The following is a 17715-nucleotide window of genomic DNA, read 5'->3' on the forward strand; positions in this document are numbered from 1 at the left end:
ACATGTGCTGCACGGGAGGGCGGCCGAGCTCGGTGCCATCCGCGCATGTCTGGCGCACGCACGAACCGGTCGCAGTTCGGTGCTGTTGGTCGTCGGAGAGGCCGGCAGTGGGAAGACCGCATTGCTCGACCGTGCTGTGGAGGATGCGGGTGACTTCCGGATCCTGCGCTGCACCGGTGTCGAATCAGAGGCCGAATTGCCGTTCGCGGCATTGCACCTGTTGCTGCACAACGACCTTGACCAAATCGGTAAGCTCCCGGCGCCCCAGGCGGCCGCGGTGCGCGCGGCCTTCGGTCTTGCCGAGGCGCCGGGCGTCGACCGCCTGCTGGCCGGCCTGGCGACCCTGGGCCTGCTGTCCGAGATCGCGACCGACACTCCGTTGCTGTGCCTGGTCGACGACGCCCAGTGGGTGGACCGGGCATCGCTGGACGCGCTGCTGTTCGCCGGTCGCAGGTTCGGCGCAGAAGGAGTGGTGTTGCTGATCGCGAGCCGTGAGGATCTCACCGCCGCAGACCTGCCCGCCGTACGGCTCGGCGGCCTGTGTCAGTCGGCGGCAGTCGCGCTCCTGGCCGAGCGGGCCGCAGCCCTGACCCCTGACCAGCGTGACCGCGTGCTGATGCAGTCGCAACGAAACCCACTGGCGCTCATCGAATTCGCCGCGGCGCAGCAGTCTGGAGGACTCGGTGCGGTAACGGATGCCGCACATCGGGTGATCGATGCGTTCGAGGTGCAGGTACGACGCCTACCCGCGGCCACTCGGCGCCTGCTGTTGGTGATGGCGGCCGACGACACCGGCGAGCTGGGTGTCCTTCTCGCGGCCTCGGCAAGTCTGGACCTCGGGCCGGCCGACTTCCGTCCGGCAGAAAACGCCGGATTGATCCAGCTGAGCGTGGAATCCGCGGTATTCCGTCATCCGCTGATCCGGTCCGCGGTCTATCGCGCAGCGTCGATCACCGACCGCGGCCGGGCACATCGCGCACTGGCCACGGCTCTGTCGGCCGATGGGTACGCGGATCGCCGGGCATGGCACTTGGCCTCGGCGGCAGTCGGATTCGACGCTGCAGCTGCCGACGCGCTGGAAGCGGCTGCGGTGCGGGCCGAGCGTCGTGGCGGGTACGCGGCCGCGACTGCAGGCTACGAACGTGCCGCCCGGCTCACCGCCGATCCTGATATTCGGGGTCGTCGGCTGGCGGCAGGCGCGGCGTGTGCGCGTGATTCTGCTCAACTCGACCGCGCTGCCTCGATGGCCACTGACGCGGACCGACTGACCACTGATCCGCGCAACCGCGCGCGCCTCGCGTGGGTGCGTGCCCGCGTCGAGTTCGAGCGCGGTACTCCGAGGCGGGCTTCCGAACTGATGCTCGACGGCGCCGGTCTTCTGACGGGCATCGATGACGAGCGCGCCGCGCAGATGCTGGTCGAGTCGGGACGCATGGCCTACTTCGCCGATGCCGCACCGAGTTTGGGCCGCTTGATAGAAGCCATCGACGGAATAGACCTGCCACGCAACCATCCCCTGAGAGCCTTCCTGGCGGCGACGTCGATCGTGGCCAAGCTGCAGGCGGGGTGGCCCGGCCGAGAGGTGCCGCCGCTGCCGCCCGTGGTGCACGCGATCGCGGCGGACTCGCTCGGTGCCACGGTCGGCAACCTTCCCGCGCACAGTGCGTTTCTCAACCTTGTGATCGGGGATGCCGACGAAGCGATGGCGCAGGCCGGGCGCATGCTGGCCGAGGCCCGTGAACGCGGCCTGATCGGCGGGCTTCCGCACATTCTGCTGACGGCGGCGCAGGCTGCCTTGCTCGCTGGGAGGTTGTCGGACGCGCTGCATGCCGCCGAGGAGGGGATCCGGATATCGGAGGACACCGGTCAGCAGCATTCCGCGGTGAACTTACGGGCGGTGTTGGCCCGGGTCACCGCGATGACCGGGGACGCCGACCGCTGCCGCGCCCTCGCCGAGGAGACAATCGCGTCAGGTGTGCAACGACATTCGCTGAGCTCGGGTTTGGCGCAGTTGGCGCTCGCGACGCTCGACCTCGGTTCGGCACGATACGCAAGCGCGCTGGACCGGTTGGCAGCAGTGCCCGAGCCCCTGCAGCGGCACCCGGGTTTCGTGAATCTCGCCGCGCCGGAATGGGCCGAAGCGGCCAGCCGTTCCGAGCAGCCGGAGCGGGCCGCGGACGCAATGCGCAATTTCGAGGCGTGGGCCGAGTATCGCGACAATCCGGTTGTCTACGCCGGCTGGAACCGCTGCCGGGCGCTGCTGGCCGCTGATGACCGGGCGGAAGACCACTTCACAGCGTCACTGCGGCTGTACCGCACCATCAACCGGCCACTGGGGCTCGCCCGCACACAGTTGCTGTACGGCGAATGGCTGCGGCGCATGAGACGCCGGTCGGAATCGCGGGCGCCGTTGCGGCGCGCATTGCATGTCTTCGAACAGGCCGCCGCGCGGTCTTGGGCGGAGCGCGCGCGTGCTGAGCTGCGGGCTACCGGCGAGCGTGTGTCGAGTGGAGCTGAGTATGGTGGCGCAGTAGACCGGCTTACCGCCCAGGAGCTGCAGGTGGTTCGGCTCGCGGCGGCCGGGCTCAGCAATCGCGACATCGGCGCGCAGCTGTTCATCAGCCCGCGAACCGCCGGATACCACCTGTACAAGGCGTTCCCGAAGCTCGGCGTGGCAGATCGGCGCGAGTTGGGCGGCCTCGATCTGCACTAGAGCGCCGAATACAGTCACGCGACAGATTCGGAGACGCCGCTGCTCGCGGCACGGTCGGTGGCATGAAATTCGGAGTCGATATCCCCACCTGCCTGGCCGGGATGGCTTACCCGGTGCCGTTCGCCGGAGCCGACGAGGTCGTGCGGATCGCGGTTGAGGCCGAACAACTCGGGTATGACGAAGTGGCGGGCAACGACCACCTCAGTACGCAGCAGTTCGTCCGGCAGGCCTGGCAGGCGCCGCCCGACTATTACGAACCCCTGATCATGCTGGCGACGATCGCGGCCCGGACATCGGTGGTGCGGCTGGGCACCGGCATCCTCGTGCTGCCGATGCGCGACCCGGTGCTGCTGGCCAAGCAGGTAGCCACCCTCGACCAGATCAGTGGCGGCCGGGTGAATCTCGCCGTGGCAGCAGGAGGCTACCGCGACGAATTTGAAAGCGTCGTGCCCGACCTCGCCGATGCGTCGAGATCCGATCTGATGGCCGAGGGCATCGACGCCTTGCGTGTGCTGTTTGAGCAGCCACGGTCGACATTTGAGGGAAAGTACCGGCGATTCGTCGACGTCGAGTCCTATCCGAAGCCCGTGCAGAGCCCGTTACCGATCTTCTCGGGCGGCAACGCCACAGGTGCTCTGCGGCGGGCAGGGGAGCGGTGCGACGGATGGTTGCCTGCCAAGATCGGCCCCGCCGAGATCGGCGAAGGGCGCGAACGGATCGCGCAGTATGCGCGGGCCGCGGGCCGCGATCCGGCGGCGATCACCATCGGCCTGCAAACAGTGGTGTGCATCGCCGACACCGCCGAACAGGCGCGCGAGAAGTTCGAGCGATCGACGTTCGAACTGTTTCGCGGGTCGTTGTCGAACACCATGATGAAGGGTGTCGACCTCGACAAGTACCTGTCCGACAACCTCATCGGCACCCCCGAGGAGGTGTGTGCCAAGGCGGCGGCGTTCGACGCGGCTGGGTTGGACGGGTTCTACGCAACCCTGTTCGTCGCCGACACGGTCGATGAGATGCTCGGCCAGATGCGGCGTTTCGCGCAGCATGTGATTCCGGAGTTCCGGGACCGGCATGCTGAGGCGACAAATTCACGTTGAGCGACAGTCGGTTTCGTCGTCGTCGTCATCTTCGGTGAGGTAGTGCTGAGGGCGGTGGTGGTAGTTGATCCGGGCTTGCCCCCAGTCGAGTAGCGGTGGTGGCGTCCATTGGTAGCGGCCGGTGGGGCCCTTCGTGGTGGTCCAGCCGTAGGCGGTGACCAAGCCGTTATCCGGCCCGCAGGCCAGGGTGAGGTCGTCGATGTTGGTTTCCCCGCCGTGTTGCCAGTCCTGGTGGCCGTGATGGGCCTGGCACCGGTAGCCGCACGCGGTGCACCCGGGCCGGGTGCAGCCCCGATCCCGGGCGAACAGCATCAACCGCTGCCCGACCGAAGCGACCCGTTTGGTGCGGCCCAAATGCAGCGCGATGTTGGTGTGCTGGTCGAACACCGCCAGGTAGTGCCAGGCGTGGGCGGCCAACCGGATCAGATCCGGTATCGGCAGCCGGGTACCGCCCGCGGTGACAGCCACTCCCGCTCCGGCTTCCAACTCTTGCAGCGTGGTGGTGACCACGATCGAGGCGGGCAACCCGTTGTGCTGACCCAGATCCCCGGTCTTCAACGCGGTGCGCGTGATCGCCAACAACGCATCATGGGTGCGCTGGCCGGGGGTGCGGGTATCGGCGTCGATCTGGTCCTGCGACGGCGTCCCAGACACACACGGTGCCTCGTCGTCCGGATTGCACATCCCCGGCGCCCCGTATTTCTCCAGCCCCGGTTCCAGATGCGCCCGCAATTCCGGGGTGATGATCCCATACAGCCGCGACATCCCCTCGGAATCCTGCGGCCCCAGGTACAGCCCGCGACGCTGCGCGCGGCGCTGCTCGACGGGCACCGGCCCGTCCTGATCCAACAAGTACAACGCTTCATCCACGGTGTGTTGCAGCGCTTCGGGGGTGTCCTGGGCCGCTGCGGCGGTCAGCTTCTGCTCGAACTCCACCAGGCGGGCCTCCTCGACCCACCCCGGGCACTTGGTGAAGAACCCGTGCAGAATCGCCACATGATCGGGGGTGAGCCAGCCACCGGCCTGCGCCGCAGCGATCACCGCCCGCCGCGCCGGCAGCACCTCCCCGGTCACCGCGAACCGCGGCCCCAGATGATGGGCGTCGCGCAACCGGCGGCGGGCCTCCTTGCCGGAGATCCGCAGCCGGATCCGCAACGCCTCCGGCCACGACTTGGCGCCGATCTTCTTCGGCGTGGTCTGCTCTCCCAACACCGCAATCGCGGTCTGCTCCACCGTCGGCAACCCGTTGTAGGCGTCCTGCACACCCGCACACACCGCGAGCAGATCTGCCTCCGACAACACCTGCCACGGCAGCTCCCGCAGGCCGGCCACCGCCGCGTGCAACGCGGCAAGCTTGGCAGCCACCTCCGGATTCATGCTTCGAACATTAGTTCGAACATCTGACACTTTTCGTCGATGTGGGGCGCATGAGGCCACAGTGGCCAGAGTTTTTGCAGCGCCATCGGCCGGGGTCGAAAATCCCGGGCAGTAGGCTGCCACCCATGCGAGTTGGTGTTCTTGGTGCACGGGGCAAGGTCGGCGCGACCATGGTCCAGGCGGTTGAATCGGCGGACGATCTGACCTTCACCGTCGGTGTCGATGCCGGTGACGAGCTCAGTACGTTGACCGGATCCGATACCGAAGTGGTCATCGACTTCACTCATCCGGATGTCGTCATGGACAACCTGAAGTTCCTGATCGACAACGGCATTCACGCCGTCGTCGGTACCACGGGCTTCACCGACGAGCGCATCGCACAAGTGCAGGCCTGGCTCAAGGGCAAGCCGGAGGTCGGCGTGCTCATCGCGCCGAACTTCGCCATCGGTGCCGTGCTGAGCATGCACTTCGCCAAACAAGCAGCGCGCTTCTTCGAGTCGGTCGAGGTCATCGAGCTGCACCACCCACACAAGGCCGACGCCCCGTCGGGCACCGCGGCGCGGACCGCCAGACTCATCGCTGACGCGCGAAAAGGCCTGCCGCCCAACCCCGATGCCACCAGCACCGGTCTGGAGGGCGCGCGCGGTGCCGATGTGGACGGCATCCCGGTGCACTCCATCCGGCTCGCGGGCCTGGTCGCCCACCAAGAGGTGCTGCTGGGTACCCAGGGCGAGACGCTCACCATCCGGCACGACAGCCTGGACCGGACGTCGTTCGTCCCGGGAGTGCTGTTGGCGGTGCGCAAGATCCGCGAGCACTTCGGGCTCACCATCGGCATTGAGCCGTTGCTCGACCTGTCGTGAGCGAGAGCGCGCGGTCGCTGCGCATCCAGTTGCTGATCGGCTTCATGTGTCTGGCGCTGATCGTGTACTTCCTCATGTTGGGCCGCACCGCGATCATCCTCATCGGCTCGGGGGACGCCGCGCCGGTCGGACTCGGAGTGGCGTTGTTGGTCTTTCCGTTGATCGGTGCGTGGGCGATGGTCGCCACCCTGCGTGCCGGCCTGGCTCACCAGCGGTTGGCCCGGCTGGCGCGCGAGCAGGGAATGGAACTCGACGTCAGCGATCTGCCGCGGCGTCCGTCGGGCCGCATCGAGCGTGAGGCGGCCGACGCACTGTTCATGACGGTCAAGGGCGAGCTCGAAGAAGACCCCGACAACTGGGTGCGGTGGTACCGGCTGGCCCGCGCCTACGACTATGCCGGCGACCGCAGCCGCGCCCGCGAAACGATGCGCACCGCGGTTCGGATGCAAGAAGGCCGTTGACCGTGACAGTGTGGGGGAACCGATGCCACGACTGCTGATCGTCCACCACACGCCGTCGCCGTATACGCAGGCGATGTTCGAAGCAGTGCTTGCGGGCGCGACGGATCCCGAGATCGAGGGCGTCGAGGTGGTCCGTAGGCCCGCGCTCAAGGTCGCGCCGAGCGACATGCTGGAGGCCGACGGATACCTGCTCGGCTCACCGGCCAATCTCGGATACATCAGCGGCGCACTCAAACACGCATTCGACGTGTGCTACTACCCATGCCTCGATACGACGCGCGGGCGGCCCTACGGGTTGTACCTGCACGGCAACGAGGGCACCGAAGGCGCGGAGCGCGCCGTCGACACCATCACGACCGGCCTGGGCTGGGCCAAGGTCGCAGAGTACGTCGTGGTGTCGGGTAAACCGGGCAAATCCGAGTTGCAGGCGTGCTGGGAACTCGGCGCGACAGTTGCCGCACAGCTCATGAATTGACGCCCGTTACGGGTATTTTCGACGAGACCGCAGCCGTGTTGTAGCGAGACGATGTGACGGAGGATCAGGTATGCCGGGGATTGCCGAACTAGCTCTCGGTGCCGCACCGATCGCCGGAGGCGCCATGCTCGGGGTGATCGCAGGCAATTTGAAACCGCCGGACGTGCGTGGGCTCATCGCCAAGGACATGGACCTGCTGGAACGGCTGCCGGCTGAGGACGTCGAATTGAAGGCGAGGCTCAAGGCCAGCATCGACCAGCGCATCAGCGAGCTCATCACGGCGGGGGACCGCAGTCGTGAGATTCGCGAGGCCGCAATGTCCTATCGCGGCAACTGGCGAGACATCGTCGTATTCATCTGCGCGGTGCTGTTCACCATCGTCTGGTGGAACGTGAGCCACAGCAGGGCCAATTGGCTCACGATGTTCATCGCGATGATCATCGTGTCAGTCGCCGCGGGCATCTACGCGGGCCGCGGGGTACTCCGCGCGATCAGGACGTTCCTGCACCGAGACGACGATCAATAGTGGAAGGTGTCGGACGGCGCGGGCACGTGATCCGGATCGTCGCCGAACTCGGATTCGTGGATGCCGTAGGCCTTTGCCAGATCGAGGATTTTGTTGGCGCGGGCGATACGGGGTAGGTCTGAGCCGTTGCGGATCTCGCCGCCGTCCCGCTGGAATTCGGCGAAAAACTCCTTGGCCCAGCTGATTTCCTCCTGAGAGGGCGACAGGCCCTCGTTCACCGTGGGGCACTGGTCCGGCGTCAGGCAGATCTTGCCGGTCATGCCGAACTCCGCCGAGACAGCGGTGGCCTCGGACAGTTTCAGTGCGCTCGACCCGACGGTGGGTCCGTCGATGGCGCTGGGCAGATGGGCGGCCTTGGCGGCGATAGTGAACCGGGACCGGGCGTAGGCCAACGTGGCCGGGTTGTCGCCGAAGCCGGTGTCACGGCGGAAGTCGCCGATCCCGAACGCCAGCCGGAAGGTGCCTTTGGCGGCCGCGATCTCGGTGATGCGTTCGAGGCCGCGGGCCGTTTCCACCAGCGCGACGATCGGGATGTTCGGCAGGCGTTTGGCGGTTTCGGTGACATGGTCGACCGACTCGACCATGGCCAGCATGATCCCGCCGACCGAGGTCTTGCCGAGCATCTCCAGATCCTCGGCCCACCACGGGGTGCCGAAGCCGTTTACCCGGACCCAGTCGGTGTTGCCCTCGCCCAGCCAGCGGATCACGTTGTCGCGTGCCGCGGTCTTGTCCTTCGGGGCGACAGCGTCCTCGATGTCGAGGATCACGATGTCGGCGCGCGACCGCGCGGCCGGCGCGAAGCGCTCGTACTGCGCGCCGTTGACCAGCAGCCAACTCCGCGCGAGTACCGGGTCGATGCGGAACCCGGACTCGTCGGGATCGGGCTGGAAGGTGCTGGTCTGGTCGTACACGCCGTCAATCGTCGCTTACCGCCGCACCGGCGGACGCGGCGGGGCTCAGCCGAGCCGCGCTCCGAAGAAACTCTCCATGGCGTCCCAATGCTGCCGCGCCGCGGCCTCGTCATACGGTGCGTTGTCGGGAACCGCGAAACCGTGTGCGGCAGCATAGATTTCGATGGTGTGCTCGACGCCTGCGGCCGTCAACGCCTTCTCCAGGGTTTCGGCCTGTTCGGGCGTGAACGAGGCGTCACCCTCCGCGCCGCCCACATACACCGCGGCCTGAATCTTGTCGGCCAGCAGATGCGGGCTGCCGGGATCGTCGGACGCGAGCCCACCACCGTGGAACGACATCGCCGCCGCGACCCGCTCGGGCACGCGGCCCGCGACCACGAGCGACGTCCGGCCGCCCATGCAGTAGCCGGTCGTGCCGAACTTGCCGTCGACGACCTCGGGCCGAGCCTGCAGATAGTCGAAGAACGCCGTGGCATCGGCCGCCATGACGTCGGGCGTCACCTTCTGCATCATCGAGAACAGCCGCGCACGTTCGGACTGGTCGCCGAACACGGTCGCCATGTCGAACGGGGCCCAGCCGGCGTCGCGGTAGTAGATGTCGGGAACCAGCACTGCGTAGCCTTCGTCGGCGAGCTGGGCCGCCATCTGGTCGAACGTCGCCCGCGGTCCACCGGCATCCGGGTACATGACCACGCCCGGCCACGGTCCGTGGCCGTCCGGAACCGCGAGGGTCACTGCACACGTTCCGTCGGCGGTGGTGATGGAGTCCTTGATGATGGGCATGGGTTCTGTTCTACTCCTGGAAGCTGAGCGCCGACGCGCCGCGGCCCCGTTGCGGGGGTCGTCGTCCCGCACCGCGATCCGACGTAAGCTGGCCCAGTGCCGATCAAAACGCCCTACGAGGATTTGCTACGGCTCGTGATGGCGCAGGGGACGCCCAAATCGGACCGCACGGGCACCGGTACCCGCAGCCTGTTCGGGCATCAGATGCGCTACGACCTCGCGGACGGTTTCCCGTTGCTCACCACCAAGAAGGTGCACACCAAGTCGGTGATCTACGAGCTGCTGTGGTTCCTGCGCGGTGATTCCAACGTGGGCTGGCTGCACGAGCACGGTGTCACCATATGGGACGAATGGGCCAGCGAGACAGGCGATCTGGGGCCGATATACGGAGTGCAGTGGCGGTCGTGGCCGACCCCGTCGGGTGAGCACGTCGACCAGATCAGCAACGCTCTGGAACTGCTCAAACGAGATCCCGACTCGAGGCGCAACATCGTCTCGGCGTGGAACGTCGGCGAGATTCCGCAGATGGCGCTGCCGCCCTGCCATGCGTTCTTCCAGTTCTACGTGGCCGACGGCAAGCTGTCCTGCCAGCTCTACCAGCGCAGCGCCGACCTGTTCCTCGGGGTGCCGTTCAACATCGCCAGCTACGCGTTGCTGACCCACATGATGGCCGCACAGGCCGGGCTCGGGGTCGGTGAGTTCGTCTGGACCGGTGGGGACTGCCACATCTACGACAACCACGTCGAGCAAGTGGCGCTGCAACTCGCCCGTGAACCCAGGCCCTATCCGGAACTCGTTCTGGCACCCCGTGATTCGATATTCGACTACACCTACGAGGACATCGTCATCAAGAATTACGACCCGCATCCCGCGATCAAGGCGCCCGTCGCCGTATGAGCGACCGTGAAAGTGTGATCGAGACTTCCGAGCAGAGCCGCACCCGGCTTCGGCGGCTGGCATTGATCTGGGCGCAGTCGACGTCGGGCGTCATCGGGCGCGACAACACCATCCCGTGGCGGTTGCCGGAGGACCAGGCCCGGTTCAAGGAGCTCACCCTCGGACAGACCGTGGTGATGGGCAGGCTCACGTGGGAGTCTTTGCCGGCCAAGGTGCGGCCGTTGCCGGGCCGGCGCAACGTCGTGGTCACCCGCAACCCCGGATACGTGGCGGACGGGGCCGAAGTCGTCACGGAACTGGGTGACGTGTTCCGCGGCTGGGTGATCGGCGGTGCGCAGATCTATCGGCAGGCGCTCCCGTTCGCCGACCGCTGCGAGGTGACCGAGATCGACGTCGATCTGCCGGCTGCTGCCGGTGATGCGATGGCGCCGGTTCTGGACGAGTCCTGGACCGGCACCAGCGGAGAATGGCTGACCAGCAGCTCGGGCTTGCGGTATCGGTTCTGCACCTACACGCGGCAGCTGTAGCCGGCCAGTCGGCGCACCTCCGCGTCGGAGTCGCCGGTCGCCGCGTCGCTGATCCGTTGGCGCAATACCTCCAGTTCGTCTGGGTCCACGTCGTCAGGGCCCATGGGGCCGATCAGCTCGCCGACGACGATCACCGCGTGGCGCCGGATCACCGGTTCGGGATGGTCGAGCCCGAGCCGCGCGCCCGGAATGTCGGCCGCGTCGGGGGTGCAGTATCCGCGCCCCGGTTTGAGCTCCTCGGTCACGGCCGCGGCGATCGACGGGTCGGCGAGACCGGCGGCCAGCAGCGAGTAATCCAACGGAGCCCAGCCGCGGCCCTGATCGCGGAACGACGTGTACGGCGCGGCAACCGCAGCGGCCCGGCTCGACGCGGGAAGGTCGCGGCGCGCCAACACCTCCGGTCCCGCACCGAGGCGTCCCAGTGCCGTGGCCACCCAGTCGTGGGCGTTGGCGCGCAGCGGTAGGGCAGCCCACAAGGCGTCCATCACGTCGGGCGTCGCGATGGCCAGGTCGGCGAGGAGTTTGGCGCCCGCCCACGCCGTGTCGGGGTGTGCCAGTGCCGCAATCCCGACCGGCACGGCGGCCGCGCCGGCGTCGAGGAGGAGTTCGATTGCGCGTTCACGGCCGAGTGCTTGCGGTGGTCCGGCGACGAGGCCTGCCGGCGTGGCGAGCGCCTGTACGCGCTGCTCGACCGGCATAGCCGCGACAGCGCGCTCAGCGTCGGCCGCGGCCGCGTAATCGGGAAAATGGAGGCGTAATTCCTCCGGCGTGACCGACCGCACCAGAAGCTCACCGGGCTCGTCGTCGACGAAGACGACGACGTCGGGCGGCAAGGTGCCGTCGGCCACGAGCGCGGCCCGGGTCCGCGCCGCGATGGTCAGGATGGCCTCGGCGAATCGGCCCCACGCCTGTTCCCACTGCGCGCGTGGCAGCCCCGTCACAGCCGCACTGAGCCGCTCGCCCCACCGCGCGTCGGTTTCGGCCCACTCATAATCCTGGTGCTCCCAATCCGGTGGGCTGAATCGGCAGTCGGCGTCCTCGACCGATTCTTCGGTCGCGAACGCGAGATTGGGCAGATAAATCACCCCGGTGGTCTCCGCATAGAACCCACTGAATGCCACTGCGTAGGGGCGTTCGCCGAGTACGTCGACCATGGCACGTACGGCGTCGGAGGCGGCCGCCGTCAACTCACCGACGAACCCGTCCCAATCGAATTCCACGGCGTCCAGTATCGCCGGAACCGGACTTGTCGGTGGCGTAGGGAACGATGGCGGGGTGGCCACTCTGACTACCGCACAGGCCCGCCGCATCGCCGTCGCTGCGCAGGGGTTTCATGAACCGAAACCCCGTGGCGCGGTCACGCGCGCGCATCTGCGCCGGTTGATCTCCCGGATCCAGGTACTGCAATTGGACTCGGTGTCCGTCGCGGTGCGCGCCCACTATGCACCGGTTTTCAGCCGGCTCGGCCCGTATGACCGGGAGATCGTGGATCGCGCGGCGTGGTCGCATTCGGCGCGCTCGCCGCGACTGCTGGTCGAATACTGGGCGCACGAGGCCGCGCTGATGGCCGTCGACGACTGGCCGTTGCTGCGGTGGCGGATGCGTGAGTACACCCACGGCCGCTGGGGCACCGATATCGTGCGGAAGAACGCCAAACTCGCCGAAGACGTGGTCGCCGCCGTCGCCGAGCTGGGTCCGTCCACAGCGGGACAGATCGAGGCCCACCTGGAAGCCGAACCCCGCGGGCGCAAGGGGCCGTGGTGGGGCCGGAGCGACACCAAGTGGGTCGCAGAGGCGTTGTTCGCGTCGGGAGTTTTCACGACCGCGACGCGGGTGGGGTTCGCGCGGCACTACGACCTCACCGAGAACGTGCTGCCGCCCGATGTGATCGCCCGGGAGGTGGGCGAGGATGATGCGATCCGCGAACTGACACTGCGCGCGGCGACAGCGCTGGGTGTCGGCACCGAAGCCGACATCCGGGACTACTTCCGGCTGGGGGCCAAGCAGGTCAAACCGGCCATCGCCAAGCTGGTCGCCGACGGGGAGCTGGAGCCTGTCGAGATCGAGGGTGTTCCCGCGTATCTGCGGGCCGGCCAGATCCTGCCCCGCCGTGATCGCGGCACCGCGCTGCTGTGCCCGTTCGATCCGCTGATCTTCTTCCGGCCCCGCGTCGAGCGACTGTTCGGCTTCCACTACCGCATCGAGATCTACACGCCCGCGCCCAAGCGCCAGTTCGGTTACTACGTCTGGCCGTTCCTGCTCGACGGCGAGTTGGTGGGTCGGGTGGACCTCAAGCGGACGGACACTGCCCTGCATGTGGTCGGTGCCTTCACCGAAGACGGTCAAGACCGCATCCGAGTCGCAGGTGCGCTGGCGGGGGAGCTGCGGTCGATGGCGTCATGGCTCGGGGTCGACGACGTGACCGCGGGGGAGCGCGGCGATCTGGTGACGCCGCTGCGCCGCAGCCTCACCGGGTAGCGATGACCGTTCCGGTCTGGGCGTCGACCTCGTACTCGACCTCCGAGCCGTCGGCCCGGACGAACTGAACTTTCCAGACCACGGTGTTCGCCGCGTTCGTGTCGATCTCCATTTCATCGAACGCGGCGTCACCCGCCTGCTCGCCGGCGGTCGTGAGGGCTCGCACCGCATCGGTCTGAATACCCTGAAGCTTGGCGATGTCGTCGTCGGGCGTGCTCTTCTGTTGCTGCGACACCACGCGGTTGCCGCTCGAATCGACCAGGATCTTGAACTCATTCGCATCCGACGCCACCTTGACGTCGAATACCTGTTCAGTGCCGCGGGAGTCGATCTCGAGGTCAAAAGGGCGCCCGTTGGGCACGGCGCCCGCTGCGGTGCGCAATGCGGCCTGGGCCGCAGCGACCGGGGCGGTGTCACTGCGGCCGGTTGTGGGCGCAGCGGGCGTCGTCTGCGTGGCTGCGGGCGACGTCGCTGTGGGCGACGGGGTTGCCTGCGATTCTGTGGAACTGTCGGCGCCGCAGCCGACGGTCACTGCCGCCAAGAAACTACCGATTACCGCTGCCAGCCGCACCACCACGACGCTTCCTCCCGACGATGTTCGTGCTTCGACTACCCGGACTTGCCGTCGGCAAAACGATCGGTGTCCGAAACACCCCCTGGCCGGACCATAATCGAATGATGGCGAGTAGGGGCATCGTTGCGGCATTCGCGGTTCTGTCGGTCATGGTCTTCGGCGGAACCGGAACTGCCGCCGCCGATACCGGAACCAGCAACGGCGCGACGTACACCGTGGCAACGAAGTCCGTCGACCCGGGCGACGGCTGGACAGTCGACGTAGGCCAGTTGTCCGGTGGAGACCAGGCCGTGGCCTCGGCGTTCAACGCGGCGAGCGTGGCGTCGGGGAGAACCATGGGCGGCATGCTCGACCGCGACGAGGTCATCCGGGACGACGCAACCTTCGAGGCCAAACCCGAAGTGAGCTTTCGCCCGACCGCCATCTCGCAGGTGCTGACCGGTGTGTACTTCCATCAGGGCGCGGCACATCCGCTGGACTACGTCACCACCGTCGTCATCGACAGCCGCTCCGCGCGGCCAATCACGCTCGACGACCTCTTCGCCGACAAGCAGGCCGGGTTGAACAGGCTTTCCGAGCAGACGAAGCTGCTGTTTCCGGGTCTCACGGGTGAGCCGTCACCGATGTCCGACCGGCCCGGCAACGCGCCCGTCGAGGAGAACTTCCACAACTGGATCCCGACCGCGGACGGACTGGAAATCCATTTTGAGGATTACCAATTCGCCCATGGTCTGCCGGTGATCACGGTGCCGTGGTCGAAGCTCACCGATGTGCTCGCCCCTGACATGCAGGTGCTGGCGCGGTAGCCGGGCTATTCCTCCGCGAGCTCCGGTACACCACGGCCCCGGATCATGTTGGTGGCGAACACGATTGCCCCGATCGCGAGCCACACGATGCCCCCGATCTTGGCCAGCGCGTCGGCGTTGACCAGCACGTACGCGATGATCAGGAAGCCGATTGCCGGGACCACCAGGTGCAGCAGATAGTTCTTCGACTTCTTGCGCACCAGGTAGTACCAGGCCACCGAGATGTGCAGCAGGCAGAACCCGAAGAGCGCGCCGAAGTTCACCAGTGACGAGATCAGGCCAATCTGGCCCACGAAGAACAGCACCAACACCAGGCTGAGCGCACTGACCACCAGGATCGCCGCGATGGGCACCTTGCGTGAACTGATCGTCGACAGGAACGACGGCAGTTGGCGGTCACGGCTCATCGAGTACAACAGGCGGCTGGTCGCGGCCTGCGCGGCCATGGCGTTCGCGAAGCCCACCGCCAGCACGTTGACGACGAAGAACGCGTTCATCCACCCCGTGCTCGACGCGGCCTGCACCAAGAGGAAGAAGGCGTTGCCCATCTCGTCGTCACTGAACGATTCGCGACCGCCGGCCAGCAGGCTGGCCAGCCACGTCTGGGTGATGAACAGGAACGCCACCACGAACAGTGCGATGATCATCGCCCGCCCGGCAGGGTTCTTCTTGCCGGTCGACTCCTCGGCCAGCGTCGAGATGCCGTCGAAGCCAAGGAAACTCAGCACCGCGATCGACAGTGCGGCGGCGATCAGCGGCGCGCTGACGAGCTCAGAATTCCAGATCGGTGTGGTGCTCCACACGACGTCGGGCAGCGTCTGCCCGTTGATGGCGCGCACCGCGATGACCACGAACAGCACGACGAACACCAGCTCGACGGCCAGGAACATGCGGTTGACGATCTTGAGGGATCCGACGCCGAGCAGGTTGATGACCGTGTTGACGACGACGAACACGATTGCCCAGACCCAGCGCGGCGTTCCGGGGAACAGTCCGACCATCGATTCGGCCGCGAAGACGTAGAGCAGCGTGGGGATCAGCAGGTAGTCCAGCAGGATCGCCCAGCCCGCGAAGAAGCCGAGGCCGGGGTGGATGCCGCGACCCACATACGCGAAGACCGATCCTGCCAGCGGAAACGACTTGGCCATCTGCGAATAGGCCAGGGCGGTGAACACCATGGCGATCAGGCCGATGAGATAGACCAGCGGCACCATGCCCGACGCGCTGTTGTAGACGGTGCCGAAGATCGTCCACGGTGCGATCGGCACCATGAACACCAGCCCGTAGACGATCAGGTCGACTGTCGATACGGAGCGGTCGAGTTCCTGTTTGTAGCCGAATGATTCGAGGCTGCGCTGTCCTTCACCGGTGGTGAGGTGGCTCGCGGTAGTGGCCATGGAGATCCTGTCGGGTCGAGGGATGGTGGGTGTCAGACCCGGGCGGCGGCGGCCAGATCGTGCTCGTGCAGGAATGCCGCGATGACGGCGCGGAACTCCTCGGGTTTCTCCAAATGTGTGCAATGACTGCTGTCCGGAAATACGTGACTGCGGACATCGGCGATGTGGTCCACGTACGGCTGCCATGTCGCGGGTGTCGCCTCGTCGAATTCGCCTGCCACCACGAGAACCGGCGCAGTGATCGCCGGCAGCCGCTCGATGATGCTCCAATCACGCAACGTGCCGATCACGTGAAACTCGTTGGGGCCGTTCATCGTGTGGTAGACCGTCGGTTCGGCGATCATCTGGGCCTCGCTGTCGGCGAAGTCCTTGGGCATGGGTGTCACCCGGCACACGTGGCGGCGGTAGAACTCGAGCGTGGCCTCGATATACGCCGGATCGTCGACGGTGCCATCGGCTTCGTGCCGGAGCATCGCGGCGAGCATCTCGGGTGGCAACTGCTCCCGGAGTTCGGCAGCGCCTTGCAGCCAGAGTTGCATCGAGGCGGGCGAATTGCAGATCGACAGCGACTCCAAGCCGTCCGGTTGCCGGACGGCGATCTCGGCACCCAGCATGCCGCCCCACGACTGGCCGAGCACGTGATAGCGCTCGATCCCGAGTGCCGCACGTACCGTGTGGAACTCGTCGACGAACAGCTCGGGCGTCCAGAAGTCCGCGGGTGCATCGGGTAGGTGCGTGCTGTTCCCGCAACCGAGTTGGTCGTAGTGGATAACGGTGCGGCCGGTCTCGTCGGCCAGCGCGGCGATGTTGGCGACGTAGTTGTGCGCCATTCCCGGGCCGCCGTGCAGGACGAACAGGGGCAGGGCGTCGGGGCGGGCGGTTTCCGGTGTGGTGACCTGAACCCAGGTCTGGTGCTCGCGGAAGGGCACCGTGCGGGTCGAACGTGGCATGGTGGTCAGCATGAGACATTAATGGTCTCGCGGCAAGACCATTAATGGTGTTTTAACAATTGCTGTCGATACTGTGGGTGCGGACGCGAGAGGGGAGCGGTGATGACGCAGCCCGCCGGTGCCGGGGTACCCGGGTTGCTGGAGTGTGAGCTCGAATCGCCGTCGCGCATCGACGAGATCACCGATCGGCTGGTCACGGCCATCGCGCTCGGCGAATACCTTCCCGGTGCGCGGTTGCCTGCCGAACGAGAACTCGCGGCAGCCCTTCGGGTGGGCCGAATGACGGTGCGGGCGGCGCTTGCGCGGCTGGTCGACCGCGGGCTGGTGGAAACCCGGCGCGGCCGCGGCGGCGGATCGTACGTTCTGCAGCAGTGGCCTGAATCGTCGACCGAGGCGGTCGGGCGCACGCTGACCATCCGGCTCGACGAACTGCGCGACCGGTGCGATGCGATCTGCCGTCTGCACGGTGCCATCTGCCGGGCCGCGGCCGAATCGCGGTCCGACGACGACGTCGCGGCACTGCGGGAGTGTTTGGCGGCGTACCGATCCGCCGAGAGCGGGCTGGCCGCTCAGCAGGCCGACAGCGCGCTGCACCTCGCGATCATCGATGCCGCGCACAACCGCGTCCTCAAGCAGGTTTTGCTCGAGCTGGAGGCGTCGGTGAGTATCGGTGCGCCCGCGCACCTTTGGGGCGAACCGGCGACGATGCGGCAGATGGAGCTGCGGGCCCTGTATGAGCACGAACAGCTGATCGACGCGATCGCCGCCGGCCGCGGCGACGACGCCGACGCGATCGCCCGCGCCCACGTCGCCATCGACTTCGAACTCATCTCGGCGGCGATGCGCCGCGCGGGCGTGCTCACCGACTGAGTTGCGG

18 protein-coding genes are annotated in these 17715 nt (G+C 67.0%); 11 read left to right on the top strand and 7 right to left on the bottom strand.

The genetic code is table 11. From position 1 onward, the window contains the following. Positions 1 to 4 precede the first annotated feature (4 nt). Together G6N67_RS27890 and G6N67_RS27895 are read left to right on the top strand one after the other, a co-directional pair. Positions 5 to 2713, top strand: a complete 2709-nt coding sequence (locus G6N67_RS27890) for a helix-turn-helix transcriptional regulator (protein ID WP_036437024.1) — start codon at positions 5 to 7, stop codon at positions 2711 to 2713. A gap of 62 nt (positions 2714 to 2775) precedes the next feature. After that, entirely contained in the window at positions 2776 to 3813 is a 1038-nt protein-coding gene (locus tag G6N67_RS27895; protein WP_051578990.1) for an LLM class flavin-dependent oxidoreductase, read from the top strand. On the opposite strand, the gene G6N67_RS27900 is transcribed toward G6N67_RS27895, so the two are convergent. Further along, on the bottom strand, positions 3805 to 5190 hold the full coding sequence (locus G6N67_RS27900) for an HNH endonuclease signature motif containing protein (protein ID WP_036437025.1): 1386 nt from the start codon (positions 5188 to 5190) through the stop codon (positions 3805 to 3807). The genes G6N67_RS27895 and G6N67_RS27900 overlap by 9 nt on opposite strands. 125 nt (positions 5191 to 5315) lie before the next feature. On the opposite strand from G6N67_RS27900, the gene dapB reads away from it, so the two are divergent. From dapB to G6N67_RS27920, 4 genes are all read left to right on the top strand, one after another. Then, complete coding sequence (gene dapB / locus G6N67_RS27905) at positions 5316 to 6053, top strand: 4-hydroxy-tetrahydrodipicolinate reductase (protein WP_036437026.1); 738 nt, start codon at positions 5316 to 5318, stop codon at positions 6051 to 6053. Beyond that, positions 6050 to 6514, top strand: a complete 465-nt coding sequence (locus tag G6N67_RS27910) for a hypothetical protein (protein WP_036437027.1) — start codon at positions 6050 to 6052, stop codon at positions 6512 to 6514. The genes dapB and G6N67_RS27910 overlap by 4 nt, the downstream gene beginning before the upstream one ends. Before the next feature lie 22 nt (positions 6515 to 6536). After that, the gene (locus G6N67_RS27915) at positions 6537 to 6989 is read left to right on the top strand and encodes a flavodoxin family protein (protein WP_036437028.1); all 453 of its coding nucleotides are present in this window, start codon (positions 6537 to 6539) and stop codon (positions 6987 to 6989) included. A gap of 70 nt (positions 6990 to 7059) precedes the next feature. Continuing rightward, complete coding sequence (locus G6N67_RS27920; protein WP_036437031.1) at positions 7060 to 7515, top strand: hypothetical protein; 456 nt, start codon at positions 7060 to 7062, stop codon at positions 7513 to 7515. Here G6N67_RS27920 and G6N67_RS27925 read toward each other — a convergent pair. Together G6N67_RS27925 and G6N67_RS27930 are read right to left on the bottom strand one after the other, a co-directional pair. Beyond that, a complete protein-coding gene (locus G6N67_RS27925) occupies positions 7509 to 8426 on the bottom strand; it encodes an HpcH/HpaI aldolase/citrate lyase family protein (RefSeq protein WP_036437034.1) in 918 nt (305 codons plus the stop codon). The genes G6N67_RS27920 and G6N67_RS27925 overlap by 7 nt on opposite strands. A gap of 45 nt (positions 8427 to 8471) precedes the next feature. Beyond that, entirely contained in the window at positions 8472 to 9209 is a 738-nt protein-coding gene (locus G6N67_RS27930; protein ID WP_036437037.1) for a dienelactone hydrolase family protein, read from the bottom strand. A gap of 96 nt (positions 9210 to 9305) precedes the next feature. On the opposite strand from G6N67_RS27930, the gene G6N67_RS27935 reads away from it, so the two are divergent. Together G6N67_RS27935 and G6N67_RS27940 are read left to right on the top strand one after the other, a co-directional pair. Continuing rightward, positions 9306 to 10106 (top strand): thymidylate synthase, encoded by an 801-nt coding sequence (locus G6N67_RS27935; RefSeq protein WP_036437040.1) that lies wholly within the window; start codon positions 9306 to 9308, stop codon positions 10104 to 10106. Between the two features lie 56 nt (positions 10107 to 10162). Then, positions 10163 to 10633 (top strand): dihydrofolate reductase, encoded by a 471-nt coding sequence (locus G6N67_RS27940; protein ID WP_036438403.1) that lies wholly within the window; start codon positions 10163 to 10165, stop codon positions 10631 to 10633. On the opposite strand, the gene G6N67_RS27945 is transcribed toward G6N67_RS27940, so the two are convergent. Then, the gene (locus G6N67_RS27945; protein ID WP_036437043.1) at positions 10615 to 11853 is read right to left on the bottom strand and encodes a DUF4303 domain-containing protein; all 1239 of its coding nucleotides are present in this window, start codon (positions 11851 to 11853) and stop codon (positions 10615 to 10617) included. The two genes, G6N67_RS27940 and G6N67_RS27945, sit on opposite strands and share 19 nt — an antisense overlap. A gap of 55 nt (positions 11854 to 11908) precedes the next feature. On the opposite strand from G6N67_RS27945, the gene G6N67_RS27950 reads away from it, so the two are divergent. After that, positions 11909 to 13111, top strand: coding sequence for a winged helix-turn-helix domain-containing protein (locus tag G6N67_RS27950; protein WP_036437046.1), 1203 nt, complete (start codon positions 11909 to 11911; stop codon positions 13109 to 13111). Here G6N67_RS27950 and G6N67_RS27955 read toward each other — a convergent pair. Then, the gene (locus G6N67_RS27955; protein ID WP_051578991.1) at positions 13101 to 13688 is read right to left on the bottom strand and encodes a PepSY domain-containing protein; all 588 of its coding nucleotides are present in this window, start codon (positions 13686 to 13688) and stop codon (positions 13101 to 13103) included. The two genes, G6N67_RS27950 and G6N67_RS27955, sit on opposite strands and share 11 nt — an antisense overlap. A gap of 101 nt (positions 13689 to 13789) precedes the next feature. Between G6N67_RS27955 and G6N67_RS27960 the strand changes: the two genes are divergently transcribed. Beyond that, positions 13790 to 14491 (top strand): RsiV family protein, encoded by a 702-nt coding sequence (locus tag G6N67_RS27960; protein WP_051579110.1) that lies wholly within the window; start codon positions 13790 to 13792, stop codon positions 14489 to 14491. A gap of 5 nt (positions 14492 to 14496) precedes the next feature. Here G6N67_RS27960 and G6N67_RS27965 read toward each other — a convergent pair whose 3' ends face one another. Both G6N67_RS27965 and G6N67_RS27970 read right to left on the bottom strand, forming a co-directional pair. Further along, the gene (locus G6N67_RS27965; protein ID WP_036437049.1) at positions 14497 to 15888 is read right to left on the bottom strand and encodes an APC family permease; all 1392 of its coding nucleotides are present in this window, start codon (positions 15886 to 15888) and stop codon (positions 14497 to 14499) included. 32 nt (positions 15889 to 15920) lie between these two features. Next, positions 15921 to 16850, bottom strand: a complete 930-nt coding sequence (locus G6N67_RS27970) for a proline iminopeptidase-family hydrolase (RefSeq protein WP_036437051.1) — start codon at positions 16848 to 16850, stop codon at positions 15921 to 15923. A gap of 90 nt (positions 16851 to 16940) precedes the next feature. Here G6N67_RS27970 and G6N67_RS27975 point away from each other — a divergent pair, with 90 nt between their 5' ends. Then, a complete protein-coding gene (locus G6N67_RS27975) occupies positions 16941 to 17708 on the top strand; it encodes a FadR/GntR family transcriptional regulator (protein ID WP_036437053.1) in 768 nt (255 codons plus the stop codon). Positions 17709 to 17715: the final 7 nt, after the last annotated feature.

It is taken from the genome of Mycolicibacterium mageritense, assembly GCF_010727475.1.
In the GTDB taxonomy this organism is placed as follows: Bacteria; Actinomycetota; Actinomycetes; order Mycobacteriales; family Mycobacteriaceae; genus Mycobacterium; species Mycobacterium mageritense.